This is a genomic window from Brachybacterium sp. P6-10-X1, from assembly GCF_001969445.1.
GTDB lineage: Bacteria > Actinomycetota > Actinomycetes > Actinomycetales > Dermabacteraceae > Brachybacterium.
In genome coordinates, this window is sequence record NZ_CP017297.1 from 1,377,948 (window position 1) to 1,392,765 (window position 14,818).

Here is a 14,818-nt window from a genome sequence, read left to right on the forward strand (position 1 = left end):
GGGGTGGGCGCGTCATTGCCGGGATAGACGTCGAGGTCTCCCGATGATGGAAGTTCTGACGCTCGCCATCTGGAAGACCTCGACATGCTCAACGCTACCTTTGACGACCCCGATCTGACGACCTTCACGCGCCTGGCGGAGCTTGGCCTGGTCGCCGTGGGGCAGCGGATCACGGCCTCACGGGCGGTGCTCGAGTGCCGGCTCGCTGAGGAGGATCCGTGGTGCCGCGCCTGCGGGGCACGAGCGACCTCGCGGGGCTCGATCACCCGGTCCCTCGCTCACGAGCCGTTCGGTCACCGGCCCACCACGCTGCTGCTGCGGATCCGCCGGTACCGGTGTGATCACTGCGGGAACCGGTGGCGCGAGGACACCACCGCTGCGGCACCCGAGCGGGCGAAACTCTCTCGCGGCGGGATGCGCTGGGCGCTGGAAGCCCTGGTCGTCGATCACCTCACGATCGCGCGGATCGCCGCCGGGCTCGGGGTGGCCTGGCACACCGCCAACGACGCCGTCCTGGCCGAGGGCCAGCGGCTGCTGATCGATGACCCGACCCGCTTCGACGCCGTCCGCGTGATCGGGGTCGACGAGCACGTCTGGCGTCATACCCGGCGCGGCGACAAGTACGTCACCGTGATCATCGATCTCACCCCCGCCAGGGACAAGACCGGGCCGGCCAGGCTCCTGGACATGATCCCCGGCCGCTCCAAAGCCGCGTTCAAGGCCTGGCTCCAGGCGCGCCCCGAAGAGTGGAAGGACCGGATCGAGGTGGTCGCGATGGACGGTTTCACCGGCTTCAAGACCGCGACCGGCGAGGCGCTCCCGGGCGCGGTCGCGGTCATGGATCCCTTCCACGTCGTCCGCCTCGCCGGGGACGCGCTGGATGACTGCCGGCGACGCGTCCAGCAGCAGCTCCACCAGCGCCGAGGCCGCAAGCACGACCCCCTCTACAAGTCCCGCCGCACCCTCCACACCGGCACCAAGCTGCTCACCGATCGCCAATGCGAGCGCCTCAGCGCGCTGTTCGAGCGCGAGAAGCACGTCGCGGTCGAGGTGACCTGGGAGATCTACCAGGCCATGGTCGCCGCCTATCGAGAGCCCGACCGAGCGAAGGCCAGAGTGATGATGGAGAAGTTGATCGGGGCGCTTGGCAAGAAGGTCCCCGACGCCCTGCCCGAGCTGGCCAAGCTCGGCCGAACCCTGACGAAAAGGGCCGCGGACGTGCTGGCGTTCTTCGATCGGCCCGGCACCAGCAACGGCCCGACCGAGGCCATCAACGGCCGACTCGAACACCTCCGCGGCTCCGCCCTCGGGTTCCGCAACCTCACCCACTACATCGCCCGCGGCCTCCTCGAAGCAGGAGGCTTCAGACCCCTGCTACACCCTCAAATGCGATGAGCCGGATATCCCAGCGTGGCTCCCCAGCCGTGCTCCCGCAGATGCCCGCAGACCGTCCCGCGGTCCCAGCGGCCGTCCACCTCGTGGAGCACGTGCTCATGGGTGCGGCCGGGAACGAGCGTGCCGTAGACGAAGAGTCACTGCGTCACCAGAGGTCCTTTCTCGGGGCGTCGTGGTCATGTTCCTCCTGGCGCACGGTCGTCGTCCGTCGGGCGCGGAGCATCGGACCGGGCGCCCGGGATGCGCGACAGCACGGGGTCGAGCACGGATTGCACGAGGCCGACCAGCGCTCCGACGGTGCCGTCCAGGAGTTTCTTCCAGAAGCGGCGGGCACGGGGGTTCTTCTCGACGCCCATGTGCAGCAGGTACGCGAGGGCGAGCACGAACGCGAGGATCAGCGTGTAGACGATCCACTTGTTCTCCTCGGTCGCGAACCGCGTCAGCAGCATGTAGCCGATGTGGGCATGGACCAGGTACAGCGGATAGGTCAGCGCCCCGGCGGTCGCCGACCCGGGGAGCCGCCAGCTGCGGACGGCCGGACTGAGCGTCGCGAGCATGACGGCGAACAGGATCGTCGTGAGCACTGTGAGCACCGGGTCGTGGTACGGGACGACGGTCACGTAGGCGGCGAGGAGTCCGAGGCTGCGGTACACGCTCCACCCGGAGTCCGCGATCGCGGCGATGACGGCTCCGGCGGCGAAGTACCCGAAGTACCCGCCGAGGAACGGGGTGTTCGCGGCGAAGTGCGGGGCGAGCTGGGAGGCCACTGCCATGAGGATCGCCCAGGCCGGCATCATCGCCGCCACACGGCCGTTCTGGCGCAGCAGCACGAGGACGAACACGGCCGCGTAGAACGCCAGCTCGTACAGCAGCGTCCAGTAGACGCCGTCCACGAAGGGCTGCCCGAGCAGAGTCGGGATCATCGTGAGGTTGACCAGCACCTGCTCCAGGTCGACGCTCATCCGCTCCCCGCCCAGGACGAGCGCGAACCCGGCGGTGATCAGCACGGCCACCCAGAACGCCGGGTAGAGGCGCAGGGCACGGCCGACGGCGAACTGCCGGGCCGTCTTCCCCCGGACCGATTGGACGATGACGAAGCCGCTGATCATGAAGAACAGGTTCACGCCCAGATAGCCGTACTGGGCAAGGGCGATCACGGGCTCGTGAGTGATGCCCTGGACCTTGCCGTTCTTGATCCCGTTGTACAGGTAGTGGAAGGCCACGACGGACAGCGCGGCCACGAAACGGAGATAGTCGACCACCTCGACCCGTCGACGAGGAGCGCTGCCGGCCTCGACGCGGTGGCGCGGGGCAGGTGCCGCCTCGACGCCGTGGCGCGACGGGGCGCCGGCCTCGACGCCGTGGCGCGGGCCAGCGGGCGGCGCGGACTCATGCATCCGACAGAGTGTGCCACGCTCGCGACAGCGGACGAAGGAGGGACGCACGCCGACGTCGCAGAACTCACCGGGCTCGGAGGCGGGCCGAGGGCATCGGGGTTCCCATCACAGGCGCCCGGCCTGGCCCGACCCAGCCCTCACCCCCGCAGTCCCTGACACCCCGTGACCCCTGCGCAGCCATTGCCCCAGCGCCGCGCGGCACCGACACCGCAGAACTCGAGCCATCCCGGCCGCTTCCGGCGCCACCAGCCCACCTCTGATCCCGCCGACCTCTGCGCAGTCGTTGCCAAGGCGCCGTATGGGAACGACACCGCAGAACTCACCGAGGCGGAGCACGGTCTGGAACGCACGGTCCAGTGATGTGGGGAGTCCAGTGCTGTGGGGAGTACAGGGATATAGGGAGTCCAGGGATGTGGGGACGCATCGTTCCGTGGCATGAAAAGACCCCCTCCACCACGCATCTGCGCAGGTGAGGGGGTCCTTCATCGTGAGTGCACTCGTGGAGCCGGCGGGAATCGAACCCGCGTCCGATAGTGCGGAGCGAGGGCTTCTCCGGGCGCAGTTCGCAATGGCGTTTTCTCAGTCCCGACGCTCGTGCGAACGCGTCGTCGACGGACTCAGTCACTCTGAGGTGTTCATCCGACCTCGATGACGAAGGTCGGCAGCAGTGGCTCCTTGGATGATGGAACGATCCGGGTCAGGAGCGAGCCCGGGGTTCCAGACTGCTAACGCTGATCAGGCAGCGAGAGCGAAGTCAGTGCGCTTGGGTTCGGCACTTATTGGTTTCCAGAGGACATTAACGAGATGACTCTGGGTTCTCGGCCCGCTTCCCCTCGCTGGACAACTACCGTCGAAACCGATCGGCCCCTGGCGTGGGTCTGCAGCACAGAACTGGACGGTCTGGACGGCCGTTCCGTGCACTCACTGTTGTGTTGTCAAACATCCACGACGTGCGGGCGAGCCCGCTGCGTGTTCCTCGAGTCTACCGCGTACGGCGGTAGATCTGAAGCGGATATCCCTCAGCTCACGGCGAAGCCGGGGACGCTGGACCGGGCCGCAGGGGCGCGGGATGATGGGTCGATGGACGGACCGATCGGATTCACCGCGGCGGGCGTGCAGGTCATCGTCGACGACGAGACCCTGCGCGAGTCGGTGCAGGACCCCGCCGCCCTGGCCGCCTGGTGCGCCGAGAACCCGCAGGACCCCCGCACGGTCGCCCACCTGCGGATGCTGGGGCGCCTCGACGAGGCCGCCGTCGCCGGTCGTCGCTCCCTGGAGGACCCCACCCTGCCCGCGCTCGTCCGCGCGGTGCGCCGCACCCGGTACGCGCATGTCCTGCAGTGGCAGGGCGCGTACCTCCCGGCCGAGGAGCAGTTCGACCTCGCCGCCGAGGAGACCGGGCTCGAGGATCCCACGTCCCCGTCCTCCCTGGCCGTGCTCGCCGCTGTGTTCCAGCACCGGGCGAAGAGCCGTTTCGAGCACTCCCTCGCCCAGCGGCGGGCGCAGAATCCGCTCTCCGCGGCCCGTCTGCGTCAGCGCGCGCTCGAGGATGCCCGCCGGGCGCTGACCATGCGGGAGATGCTCGAGACGACCGAGGAGGGCACGCTCGCCTCGAGCAGACAGACGGTCACGCGACTGGAGCGGGAGGTCGCTCGATCCGCCGACCGGACGCCGGAGCCTCACGCGGGCGGGAGGGCTCAGACCAGCTCGCGCTGACGGATGGCGCGCTGCGCCTCGCGGAGGTCCTGCTTCTCGCGCAGGGTCTGGCGCTTGTCCCATTCCTTCTTGCCGCGGGCCAGGCCGATGACGACTTTCGCGTTCGAGCCGAGGAAGTACAGCTCCAGCGGCACGATGGTGAAGCCCTTCTCGCGGGACTTGCTGGCGAGCTTGACGATCTCCTGCTTGTGCAGCAGCAGCTTGCGCTTGCGCCGGGTGGCGTGGTTGGTCCAGGTGCCCATGACGTAGGGGGCGATGTGGACGGAGTCCATCCAGACCTCCCCGCCCTCGACGAAGCAGTAGCCGTCGATCAGCGATGCACCGCGATCGCGCAGGGACTTGACCTCGGTGCCGGTGAGCACGATGCCCGCCTCCCAGGTCGCGTCGATGAAGAAGTCGTGGTACGCGCGCTTGTTCGAGGCGATGAGCCGCTTCTCGGGACCGCTGTCCGTCGCGGCCTTCTTCTTCGCCGCGCCCTTCTTCGCCGACATCGGGTCCCTCCGTTCTGCAGCCGATCTGCTGTGCGTCCGACGGTCGGGCTGCCGCCTCGACCGGATGCTTCAGCATACGCGGTGGTCACCGAGGGACGCGAGGGAATATGGCGTGCTCGACCCCGGCGGTGGCGCCCGGGCCGCGGCGGCGGACACGCCCACTCGCCCCGGTGAGGATCCTCAGGATCTCAGATGTAGCCCGTGGGGTTGACGGAGTTGCCGTCCTCCTGGATCTCGAAGTGCAGGTGACAACCGGTCGAGGAGCCGGAGGTGCCGACGCGGCCGATGGTGTCCCCGGCCGAGACCTGGGTGCCCACCGGCGGGCCGTAGCTCTGCAGGTGGTGATAGGAGCTGGTGACCAGCTTGCCGTTGTGGATGCCGTGGCTGAGGATCATCTTCCGCCCGCCACCGTTGGTGTAGGCGTGCGCGATGACGCGCCCGGAGTGGGTGGCCCCCACCGGCACGCCGCAGGCCACCGGGAAGTCGACCCCGGCGTGCAGCTTGCGGGTGTGGTAGATCGGGTGGTACCGCCACCCGAAGTTCGAGTTCAGACGCGCGTCGACCGGGTAGACCCAGCCGCCCCCCGTGTCCGCCGACCGGCTCGAGGAGCCGCCGCTCCCGCCGCCCTTGTTCTGGGCCTGCGCCTCGGCGCGCTCCTGGCGGGCTCGCTCCTCGCGCTCGCGCTCCTGCCGGGCCAGCTCGGCGATCTCCTCGTCCAGCGTGGAGCTGCGGGTCTCGAGATTCGCCTCGTCCTCCTGGTACCGGGCCTTCTTGGCCTCGAGGTCATCGCGCTGGCTCTGCTGGGTGGCGTAGAGGGCGTCGAGCTCCGCCTTCGCATCGGCGGCGGCGTCCTCGGCCGCCGAGGTGCGGTCGACGGCCTCCTCCGCCTCGATCTTCAGATCGTCGATCTCTTCGCGCACAGCGGTGAGTCGGCTCGCGGAGTTCTCCGTGACGGCCTGATCGGAGCGCAAGGTGTCCAGTCGGCTGCCCTGGGAGGCCATCGTCAACTGGTAGTTCATCGACCGGTCGACGGTCTCCTGCGGGCTCTGGCCGCCGACGTAGATGGAGGAGGGGCTGGGCATGCCGCCTCCCTTGTACGCGGACAGCGCGACCTCGGCGAGCTCCTCGTCGCTGCTGTCGACCTCGGCCTGCCCGGTCTCGACCGCGCCGGTGAGCTCGTCCTCCTCGGCCTCGGCCGCTGTCAGTCGGTCCCCGATCCGCTCGTTCTCCGCCTGGGCGGCGGCCAGCTCGGCCTGGGCGTCCTCGAGCTCCTGCTGCGCCTGGGGGATCAGCAGCTCGGTCTCGGCCAGCGCCATGTAGGTGTCGGCGAGCTCGTCGCTGACCCCGCCCAGCGAGATGCGAATGTCCTCGAGCTTCTGATCGACCTCCGCCTTCTCGGCGACCTTGTCCTCCTTGTCCCCGTCGGCGGAGGCCGGCGACATCGGGCCGGCGAGCGCAGGGGTGAGGACCAGCAGCGCGGAGGCGAGGAGGAACAGGGGACGGCGCTGGATGCTGCGGGACATGCTCACACCTTCAGGTATCGGTTGAGGGAGACCACGGAGGAGGCGATGGAGAGGACCGCTCCCAGGGCGATGAGCACCGGGGCGGCCCAGACCAGGTCCGCCACGCCCACCGTGATCAGCTGTTCGCCGAGGGTCGGAGCGAGCCAGCCCTGGACGATGTAGTGCAGACCCATCCACAGCATCCCGGAGGCGATGACCCCGCCGATGATCGCGGCGACGGCCCCCTCCAGCAGGAACGGCAGGCGGATGAAGAGGTTCGACGCACCGACCAGGCGCATGATCGCGATCTCACGGCGACGGTTGGCCACCGACATGCGGATCGTGGTCGCGACCAGCAGCAGCGCGGCGATCAGCATCAGCACGGCCAGCCCGAGGGCGAAGAGGGTGGACTGGTTCAGGACGTCGATGAACGGCGCGAAGGCGCTGAGCAGGTCCGTGACCTCGTCGACGCCGTCACGGCCCCGGAAGAATTCGACGACGGCCGCGGAGTCGTCGGCGTTCTTCAGCGTGATGTGGAAGGAGACCGGCATGTCCTCGGCCGTGAAGTTCGAGACGAACCCCTCCCCGGCGAACTGTTCCTGGTAGATCGCCAGCGCCTCCTGCTGGGACCGCTGGTCGGTGGAGGCGATGTACGGCGAGAGCACATCACCCTCGAGGGCCTCCTGGACGGATGCGATCTGGGCATCGGTGGCCGCCCCGCCCGCGCAGGAGGCGGACGTGGAGTGCGGGGAGCACAGGTAGATCGTCACCTGGGACTGCTCGACCAGGGTGTCCTTCATGTCCATGATCTGCTTCTGCATCAGCAGGCCCGTGCCCACGAAGGTCAGCGAGACCGCGGTGACGATGACGACGGAGATGACCATGGCGATGTTGCGCCACAGGCCGGTGATGATCTCGCCGACGATGTAGCGCGCCCTCATCGCGGCCCCTCCGCGTCCTCGTCCTCGGTGAAGGCGCCTTCGTCCCGGTCGAGCCGGGCCTCGCGCTCGTCGATCAGCTCCTCGTCGAGGACATCGGTGGCGGGGGCGTCGGACTCCTCCGGGGAATCCACCTCGAGGCTCTCGAGCGGGTGCTCCTCACGGTGGGAGGAGTCGTCCGGCAGGTGCCCGGAGATCACGCTGACGGGGGTCTCGGATTCGTAGAGACCACCGGCCTCGTCGCGGACCACCTGGCCGCTGACCATCTCGACGACCCGGCGGCGCATGCGGTCCACCGCCGAATGGTCGTGGGTGGCCATCACCACCGTGGTCCCGCGCTCGTTGATCTCGCCGAGCAGGTCGAGGATCCCCTCGGCGGTGGAGGGGTCGAGGTTGCCGGTGGGCTCGTCGGCCAGAAGGATCGTGGGGCGGTTGACGTAGGCGCGGGCGATGGCCACGCGCTGCTGCTCGCCGCCGGAGAGCTCGTGCGGCAGTCTCTTGCCCTTGTCCTCCAGCCCCACCATCTCGAGCATCTCGGGCACGAGCCGACGCACCACCTTGCGAGGGGTTCCGATCACGGCGAGCGCGAACTCGATGTTCTGGTAGGCGGTCTTCGACGGCAGCAGGCGGAAGTCCTGGAACACCATGCCGATGTCGCGGCGCAGCGCGGGCACCTTCCACGACGGGATGCGGGAGAGGTCCTTGCCGGCCACGTACACGGTGCCGCGGGTGGGGGCGGTCTCCTTGAGGACCATGCGCATCATGGTGGACTTCCCCGAGCCCGAGGCGCCGACGAGAAACACGAATTCCCCGCGGGTGAACTCGATGTCGAGATTCTCCACCGCGGGGTGCTGGCCTCGCATGTACGTCTTGGTGACGCTGTCGAAACGGATCACGGGTGCCTGTTCGCTTCGGGGAAGTCGTGCTGTTCCAGCGTAGGCGTGCAGCCGCACGGATCGCCGCAGGCGGAGTCCCAATCCGGGTCAAAACCTGGTCAAGGTCGCGTGCCGCTGCTCACCCGGTCCCGCGCACGGGGTCGTCGATCGCGGGCGACGGCCCGTGAGCGGGCAGGACCGCTCAGGACCGACCGGGAGGCCCGTTTCGGCTCGGGCGGCGCAGGACCGGGACCGGAAGGCCCCTTTTCGGCTCGGGCGGCGCAGGACCGGGACCGGAAGGCCCGTGGGAAGCGCCGCTCAGGGGCGGCCGACGGGCTCACCCGAGAAGAGCAGCTCAGGAGTCGGACGTGCTCCCTGCGGCGCGCCAGCGGATGCCGGCGTCGATGAATCCGTCGATCTCGCCGTCGAAGACCGAGGAGGGGTTGCCCTCCTGGTACTCGGTGCGCAGGTCCTTGACCATCTGGTACGGGTTCAGGACGTAGGAACGCATCTGGTCGCCCCAGCTGGCCTTGACGTCACCGGCCAGCTCCTTGCGCTCGGCGGCCTCCTCGGCCTTCTTCAGCAGCAGCAGGCGGGACTGCATGACCCTCAGCGCGGCGGCGCGGTTCTGGATCTGCGACTTCTCGTCCTGCATGGAGACCACGGTGCCGGTGGGCAGGTGCGTCATGCGCACTGCGGAGTCCGTGGTGTTCACGGACTGGCCGCCCGGCCCGGAGGAGCGGAAGACGTCGACCTTGAGGTCGTTCTCGGGGATCTCGACGGAGTCGGTGGACTCGATCAGCGGGATCACCTCGACGGCGGCGAAGGAGGTCTGGCGCCGGCCCTGGTTGTCGAAGGGGCTGATGCGCACCAGGCGGTGGGTGCCGCCCTCGACGGACAGGGTCCCGTAGGCGAAGGGGGCGGTGACCTCGAAGGTGACCGACTTGAGCCCGGCCTCCTCCGCGTAGGAGGTGTCCATCACCTTGGTGGTGTACTGGTGTCGCTCGGCCCAGCGCAGGTACATGCGCATCAGCATCTCGGCGAAGTCGGCGGCGTCGATGCCGCCGGCGCCGGCGCGGATCGTGATCACGGCGCTGCGCTCGTCGTACTCGCCCGAGAGCAGAGTGCGCACCTCGAGCTCGTCGAGGGTCTTGTGGATGCTGGTCAGCTCCTGCTCGGCCTCGGCGAGGGTGTCGGCGTCGTCCTCCTCGGCCGCGAGCTGGACCATCACCTCGAGGTCCTCGATGCGGGATTCGAGCTCGCTGATGCGGCGGCGTTCGGACTGCGCATGCGACAGGGCTGCGGAGACCTTCTGGGCGTTGTCGACGTCATCCCAGAGGTCCTGGGCCGAGGCCTGCTGCTCGAGGTCGGCGATCTTGGCGTCGAGCGCCTCGATGTCCGTCACCTGCTCGATCGACGACAGGGTCGATTGGAGTCGGGAGATCTCTGCGGAGAAGTCGATGGAAGCCACGAGGCGAGAGTCTACGGCAGGTGACCCGATCGCCTCGACCGACCGACCGCGATCCCGCGGGCCCGGGGAATCTCAGAAGCCGACCCGGGGCCCAGGCGGCAGCCGGGTCCCACCCGATCCCACCCGTCCGCCCTGTCCTGCCCGTCCGCACGGTCTCACCCGTCCGCCTGGTCTCACGCCGTGATGGAATCCTCCTCGGCGGCCCCGGAATCTCCGAGCGCGGGTCCGTCGACCGGAGCGGCGCCGTCCGCGAGCCAGTGACCGAGCTCCTCGCCCACCTCGACCAGCCAGCGCTCGGAGTGGGCGATCGCCTCGTCGACGGAGCCGGCGCGGGAGACGAGGTCCCAGCTGCGCTCGATGCCTGCCCGGCGCAGCGTCTGCTCGTCGAGGGTGATCGCGCCTGCCACGGCCGCCACCGGCAGTCCGCGCTCGCGGGCACGACGGGCGATCTCGGCCGGCCCCTTGCCCTGCAGGGTCTGCTCATCGAGCTTCCCCTCCCCCGTGACCACGACATCGGCAGCGGCGAGCTGGGCGTCGACGCCGATCAGCTCGAACACAGCATCGGCGCCCGAGCGCTGCCGGGCACCGAGCAGGAACAGCGCGAAGCCGGTGCCTCCGGCTGCGCCGGCCCCGGGGAGGTCGCGGTGGAGGGAGGCGGGGTCCAATAGCGCGGCGGCGGCGGCGAGCACAGCGTCGGCGTGCTCGATCCGTGCGGCGGGGATCCCCTTCTGCGGTCCGTACACGGCGGCGGCCCCGTCCGCGCCGAGCAGGGAGTTGGAGACGTCGTTCGCCGCCACCAGGCTCGCCCCGTCCAGGAGTGCGAGAGCCGGGGCGAGGTCCACGGTGGCCAGGGCGGAGAGCCCCTCGAGGCCCGTGCCGATGTCGGTGCCGTCGACGGTGAGCAGATGGGCCCCGAGGCCTTGGAGCAGTCCGGCGCCCGCATCGGTCGAGGCGCTGCCGCCGAGACCGACGATGATGGTGCGGGCACCGGCCTCGAGGGCGACGCGGATCAGCTCGCCGAGTCCGCGGGTGGAGGCGGTGCACGGGGCGAGGTCCCCATCGGGCAGTGCGTGCAGGCCGACGGTCTCGGCGAGCTCCACGACCGCGACGTCGTCCGCGAGTGCCCATCGGGCGCTGTGGGGCAGACCGGTGGGGCCGGTGACGGTGGTGGTGCGGGCCTGGGAGCCGGCGGCGAGCGCGGCGTCGACGGTGCCGTCACCGCCGTCGGCGATGGGGCACGAGCGCACCGTCACCTCGGGGGCGCTCCGTGCGATGCCGGCGGCGAGGGCCCGGGTGACCGCGGCGGCGCTGAGCGTGCCCTTGAACTTGTCGGGTGCGAGCAGCGCCGTGCGGGGTGCGGTCATCGGGATCTGGCCTCTCCTTCGACGGTCAGGGGGATGGACGTGTTCGTCCGTCGTGTGAACCATCCTGCCAGGGGCGGGTGCGTCCGCGCGGTCAGGACCACATGGACCGTCCCGTCGGCGTCGACGGAGACGTCGGCGACGCGGAGGTCCTCGGTGCGGGTCGAATCGATCGGGTAGCTGCGCAGCTGTTCTACGGCGGCGCGGCGGGCCGACCCGGTATGGATCGCCGCGCCGGAGGAGTCGACGTAGATGCGCGCCGGGTCCACGGCCTGGGAGGCGGCCAGGGCCGCGCTGTCGGCGGCGTGCTGCAGCTCGGTGCGTTCGAGGTGGACCCCGGTGATGGCGGTGCCCACGCCGATCACCATCAGGATCACCACCAGCACCCCGGTGGTGAGGATGGTGATGGATCCACGGGTCGCTCGCAGCCGCGCGCGCAGGCGGTCCAGCTGAGCGCGGTGTCGACGTCCCGGCTGAGCGCGGTGTCGGCGTCGGACGCTCATCGGTCCCCTCCGCTGTCGGCGCGGTACTGATCCACCTGAACGGCGTGGGCGGCGCCGACGGCGACGGGGCCCGTCTCCCCCAGGATCGGCCCGAGCCCCGGGACCGGGACGGGGATCCGGACCTGGGCGCGCACGGTGCCCCCGGGACTCGAGCAGGGATCCTCGCTGCAGGAGATCTCGACGACGTCCCCGTCCTCGAGGCGGAAGTCCTCGAGGACCAGCGCGGCGTGCTGCTGGGTGCGCATCGTCGCCCGGTCCGGATCGGTCTCGACCGCGTGGATGCGGGCCGCGTCGCGGGCGATGGTGTCGGCGGCGAACACTGCGGCCTGGACCGACCCCAGGGTCAGGACCAGATACAGCGAGGGGATGAGCAGAGCGGCGGCGAGCACGACGAATTCGACGATGGTGTTGCCGTCCTCGGCCGCGAGGCCGACCGGTTCCCCGAGCCACCCCCGGCGATGGCGCGGTCCCACCCGGGAGCCGTGGGGATCGGCGTGCGTGCGGCGGAGTGCTGTGGACCGGGCTCGCTGTGCGCCGCACCGCCTGCTCACCAGGTCTCCTCATCGATCGCGCGCCCCTCGACGGTGAGCGTTCCGGCGGGGCCGAACAGGCCGACCAGCGGGAGCGTCGCGCTGACCTCCACCTCGATGGTCCCGTCGGCGCTCTCGGCGGCCGTCGCCTCGGCTTGGAACGAGTCGCCGAAGCGATCGCCGATGAGTCGCTCGGCACGCTCCGCCCCGTCCTCCGGGCTCGCGCCGACCAGCGAGGCATGATGTGCCCCCTGCACCGCGGCGTCGATCAGGGTGTTACGGGTGTGGACGATGAGCGCGGCCTGGACCACTCCGAGGGCGATCAGCACGATCAGCACGGCGACCATCGGGAACTCCACCACGGCCGAGCCCTCCTCACTGCGCAGTCGGTGGACCAGCGGCCGTGCGTACCGCGCACGGGTGACTCGTCCGCGGGGCGGGCTCGGGTGCTGCGGGTGGCGGTGCACGGCGGTCACCTCGGAGCGGGGGTCGACGCGAGGCTCGTTCAGAGGCTGCCGCCGAGGAAGGGGGCCATGGCGTTCTCGAAGATCTGCACGATCTGGTCCGAGGCGACGGCCCAGAGTGCGACCACGATCCCGGCGGTCATGAGCGTGATGAGGACCCATCCGGGGACGTCCCCGCGCTCGGATCCCAGGCGCGCGACCAGGCGTGCGGCGAGTCCCGGGGGACCTTCGGCTCCTCGGGCGGGTGCTGGTGCGACGACGCGGCGGGACGAGCGGTGCAGGCGGGTGCGGTGGACGGTCATGTCAGCCTCCTCGGCCGATGGCCCGGGTGGAGCCCGGGACGGGGTCGGAACTGCAGATGGTGCGGTGCTGCGATCGGGATGGATGGTGGGCAGGTTCTCGGGGACGCTCGAACGGTCAGACGGAGATCTCCAGGACGGCGAGGCCGGGGAAGATGGCGAAGACGATCACCAGGGGCATCACGAAGAACACCACGGGAGCGGACCACGCTTTGGGGTACTACCCTTGACGGCATGACCCACGACGCCCCCGCCCCGCTGTCCGCCGCCATCTACTCCCGCATCTCCCGCGACGACCGCGGGGACGAGGCGGGCGTGCGCAGGCAAGAAGCCGACTGCCGGGAGCTCGCCGCCCAGCTGGGCTACACCGTCGCAGCCGTCTTCACCGACAACGACCGCGGCGCCTCGACCAGGTCGAAGAAGGCGCGCCCCGCGTACGCCGAGATGCTGCACCGGGCCCGGGCCGGTGAGTTCAGCGCCGTGCTCGCCTACTCGACCTCTCGGCTCACCCGGCGCCCCAAGGAGAACGAGGACCTCATCGAGCTGGTGGAGCGGCGCGGGGTGCAGATCAAGACTGTCGTCTCTGGCGACTACCGTCTCGACACCGCCGACGGGCGCGCCGTGGCCCGCACCCTGGCCGCGTGGGACGCCGCCGAAGCCGAGCGCACCGCCGAGCGCGTGAAGCGCGCGATGCTGGAGCGCGCCAAGGAAGGCCGCTCGCACGGCATCACGCCCTGGGGCTGGACGCGCGCGTTCGACGGGACCGAGCAACTCGACACCGAGGTCGCCCCGATCCTGAAGGACGTCGCCCGCCGGGTGCTGGCTGGGGCCTCGCTCCGGTCGGTGTGCGCCGACCTGAACGCCCGCGGCGTGGCGACCCCCTCCGGCAAGGGCTCGTGGAACGCGACGGTGCTTCGGCAGGTTCTCCTACGCGAGCGCAACGCCGGGAGGCGGGTGCTGTACCCGACTCCCAAAGAAGGTGAGAGGCGCCGTGCGCATGCGCCGATGATCACCCGGGGCAAGTGGCCCGCCATCCTCTCGGAGGACGAGCAGGACCAGCTGATCGCACTCCTGACCGACCCTGCCCGGCGAACCTCACGCGGCACGGAGGTCCGCTACCTGATGAGCGGCAAGCTGCTGTGCGGCAAGTGCGGCGCCCGGATGCGGTCTCAGGTCGGGGCGAAGTTCACCCGCAAGGACGGCACCGGCGGCCGCCGCCCCTGGGCCTACGTCTGCGCAGTCAACTTCTGCACGAGGGCCAAGGCAGAGGATGTGGACGAGGCCGTCGAGGGACTCCTCCTCGCCCGTCTCCGGGCCGAGGATGGGCCGACGGTGCTGTCGGCCGACCGGGGCGGCACACAGGCCGCCGCTGACCGTCTGGCGGGGCTCCAGGCACGGCTCGACCGCGCTGCCGACGAGTATGCCGACGGGCTGATCGAGGCGAGCCAGCTCTCACGCATCACCGAGCGGCTGCGCCCTCAGATCGCCGCTGCCGAGCTGGAGCTGTCCGCCTCGATGCCCTCCCCCGTCCTCGCCGCCTTCTCCGCTGAAGCTCGCCAGCAGTCGGTGGACGCCGCATGGGCCGGGGCCTCACTGGACGTCCGCCGGGCGGTGCTCGACGCCCTCGCAACCTTCACTCTGAAGCCTGCCGGGAGCGGGTCGCAGTGGTCGCCCGATCGGCTGGCTGTGCGCTGGGTTGGTAACGACTCGGTAACGGAAACCGAGGCCCCCTGAGGGCTTGCGCGGCCGCCGACCTGGGGCGACTTACTACGCATTTACGTAGTAGCGATTCCGGCTCTGGAAAGCACGCCAGGGTATCGAGAGGCGCTTTCTGCCATCGACTTCTGGGAGTAGGGTATCGACCGTCAAGAAGAAC

At 70.1% G+C, this 14,818-nt stretch carries 14 protein-coding genes and 1 other RNA gene; 3 read left to right on the forward strand and 12 right to left on the reverse strand.

The window, feature by feature from the left end; translation table 11 throughout:
* The first annotated feature begins 84 nt into the window (after positions 1-84).
* A complete protein-coding gene (locus tag BH708_RS06320; RefSeq protein WP_076806357.1) occupies positions 85-1,395 on the forward strand; it encodes an ISL3 family transposase in 1,311 nt (436 codons plus the stop codon).
* Positions 1,396-1,571: 176 nt separating this feature from the next.
* On the opposite strand, the gene BH708_RS06325 is transcribed toward BH708_RS06320, so the two are convergent.
* Both BH708_RS06325 and ssrA read right to left on the reverse strand, forming a co-directional pair.
* Positions 1,572-2,792 (reverse strand): acyltransferase, encoded by a 1,221-nt coding sequence (locus tag BH708_RS06325; RefSeq protein ID WP_083713327.1) that lies wholly within the window; start codon positions 2,790-2,792, stop codon positions 1,572-1,574.
* A gap of 497 nt (positions 2,793-3,289) precedes the next feature.
* Positions 3,290-3,660: a transfer-messenger RNA gene (gene ssrA / locus BH708_RS06330) on the reverse strand.
* A 212-nt stretch (positions 3,661-3,872) separates the two neighbouring features.
* Between ssrA and BH708_RS06335 the strand changes: the two genes are divergently transcribed.
* Positions 3,873-4,508, forward strand: a complete 636-nt coding sequence (locus BH708_RS06335; RefSeq protein WP_076807478.1) for a hypothetical protein — start codon at positions 3,873-3,875, stop codon at positions 4,506-4,508.
* Here the strand turns inward: BH708_RS06335 and smpB are convergent.
* The 10 genes from smpB to BH708_RS20295 all read right to left on the reverse strand — a co-directional run bounded on the left by smpB (position 4,490) and on the right by BH708_RS20295 (position 12,945).
* A complete protein-coding gene (gene smpB / locus BH708_RS06340; protein WP_076807480.1) occupies positions 4,490-4,999 on the reverse strand; it encodes an SsrA-binding protein SmpB in 510 nt (169 codons plus the stop codon). The genes BH708_RS06335 and smpB overlap by 19 nt on opposite strands.
* 188 nt (positions 5,000-5,187) lie before the next feature.
* Positions 5,188-6,522, reverse strand: a complete 1,335-nt coding sequence (locus tag BH708_RS06345; RefSeq protein ID WP_076807481.1) for a murein hydrolase activator EnvC — start codon at positions 6,520-6,522, stop codon at positions 5,188-5,190.
* 2 nt (positions 6,523-6,524) lie between these two features.
* Positions 6,525-7,442 (reverse strand): permease-like cell division protein FtsX, encoded by a 918-nt coding sequence (gene ftsX, locus BH708_RS06350; protein ID WP_076807483.1) that lies wholly within the window; start codon positions 7,440-7,442, stop codon positions 6,525-6,527.
* Positions 7,439-8,335, reverse strand: a complete 897-nt coding sequence (gene ftsE / locus BH708_RS06355) for a cell division ATP-binding protein FtsE (RefSeq protein WP_076807484.1) — start codon at positions 8,333-8,335, stop codon at positions 7,439-7,441. Before ftsE ends, ftsX begins: the two co-directional genes overlap by 4 nt.
* A gap of 334 nt (positions 8,336-8,669) precedes the next feature.
* Complete coding sequence (gene prfB / locus BH708_RS06360) at positions 8,670-9,785, reverse strand: peptide chain release factor 2 (RefSeq protein ID WP_076807486.1); 1,116 nt, start codon at positions 9,783-9,785, stop codon at positions 8,670-8,672.
* Positions 9,786-9,958: 173 nt separating this feature from the next.
* Positions 9,959-11,149 carry a glycerate kinase gene (locus BH708_RS06365; RefSeq protein ID WP_076807488.1) on the reverse strand — a complete coding sequence of 397 codons (1,191 nt, stop codon included), beginning with the start codon at positions 11,147-11,149 and terminating at the stop codon, positions 9,959-9,961.
* On the reverse strand, positions 11,146-11,649 hold the full coding sequence (locus BH708_RS06370; protein WP_083713329.1) for a pilus assembly protein TadG-related protein: 504 nt from the start codon (positions 11,647-11,649) through the stop codon (positions 11,146-11,148). Before BH708_RS06370 ends, BH708_RS06365 begins: the two co-directional genes overlap by 4 nt.
* Positions 11,646-12,122 (reverse strand): hypothetical protein, encoded by a 477-nt coding sequence (locus tag BH708_RS06375; RefSeq protein ID WP_076810886.1) that lies wholly within the window; start codon positions 12,120-12,122, stop codon positions 11,646-11,648. The genes BH708_RS06370 and BH708_RS06375 overlap by 4 nt, the downstream gene beginning before the upstream one ends.
* Before the next feature lie 74 nt (positions 12,123-12,196).
* Complete coding sequence (locus tag BH708_RS20290) at positions 12,197-12,541, reverse strand: TadE family protein (RefSeq protein ID WP_076810888.1); 345 nt, start codon at positions 12,539-12,541, stop codon at positions 12,197-12,199.
* A gap of 143 nt (positions 12,542-12,684) precedes the next feature.
* Positions 12,685-12,945, reverse strand: a complete 261-nt coding sequence (locus BH708_RS20295; RefSeq protein WP_076807490.1) for a hypothetical protein — start codon at positions 12,943-12,945, stop codon at positions 12,685-12,687.
* A 231-nt stretch (positions 12,946-13,176) separates the two neighbouring features.
* On the opposite strand from BH708_RS20295, the gene BH708_RS06390 reads away from it, so the two are divergent.
* Positions 13,177-14,676: a recombinase family protein gene (locus tag BH708_RS06390; protein WP_076807491.1), complete on the forward strand. Its 1,500-nt coding sequence runs from the start codon at positions 13,177-13,179 to the stop codon at positions 14,674-14,676.
* Positions 14,677-14,818: the final 142 nt, after the last annotated feature.

What these genes read in the sequence shown, in the direction of transcription:
- BH708_RS06325 (WP_083713327.1), bottom strand. Translation starts at nt 2,792, where the DNA reads ATGCATGAGTCCGCGCCGCCCGCTGGCCCGCGCCACGGCGTCGAGGCC.
- BH708_RS06345 (WP_076807481.1), bottom strand. Translation starts at nt 6,522, where the DNA reads ATGTCCCGCAGCATCCAGCGCCGTCCCCTGTTCCTCCTCGCCTCCGCG.
- ftsX (WP_076807483.1), bottom strand. Translation starts at nt 7,442, where the DNA reads ATGAGGGCGCGCTACATCGTCGGCGAGATCATCACCGGCCTGTGGCGC.
- BH708_RS20295 (WP_076807490.1), bottom strand. Translation starts at nt 12,945, where the DNA reads ATGACCGTCCACCGCACCCGCCTGCACCGCTCGTCCCGCCGCGTCGTC.
- BH708_RS06390 (WP_076807491.1), top strand. Translation starts at nt 13,177, where the DNA reads ATGACCCACGACGCCCCCGCCCCGCTGTCCGCCGCCATCTACTCCCGC.
- BH708_RS06320 (WP_076806357.1), top strand. Translation starts at nt 85, where the DNA reads ATGCTCAACGCTACCTTTGACGACCCCGATCTGACGACCTTCACGCGC.
- BH708_RS06365 (WP_076807488.1), bottom strand. Translation starts at nt 11,149, where the DNA reads ATGACCGCACCCCGCACGGCGCTGCTCGCACCCGACAAGTTCAAGGGC.
- BH708_RS06370 (WP_083713329.1), bottom strand. Translation starts at nt 11,649, where the DNA reads ATGAGCGTCCGACGCCGACACCGCGCTCAGCCGGGACGTCGACACCGC.
- smpB (WP_076807480.1), bottom strand. Translation starts at nt 4,999, where the DNA reads ATGTCGGCGAAGAAGGGCGCGGCGAAGAAGAAGGCCGCGACGGACAGC.
- BH708_RS06335 (WP_076807478.1), top strand. Translation starts at nt 3,873, where the DNA reads ATGGACGGACCGATCGGATTCACCGCGGCGGGCGTGCAGGTCATCGTC.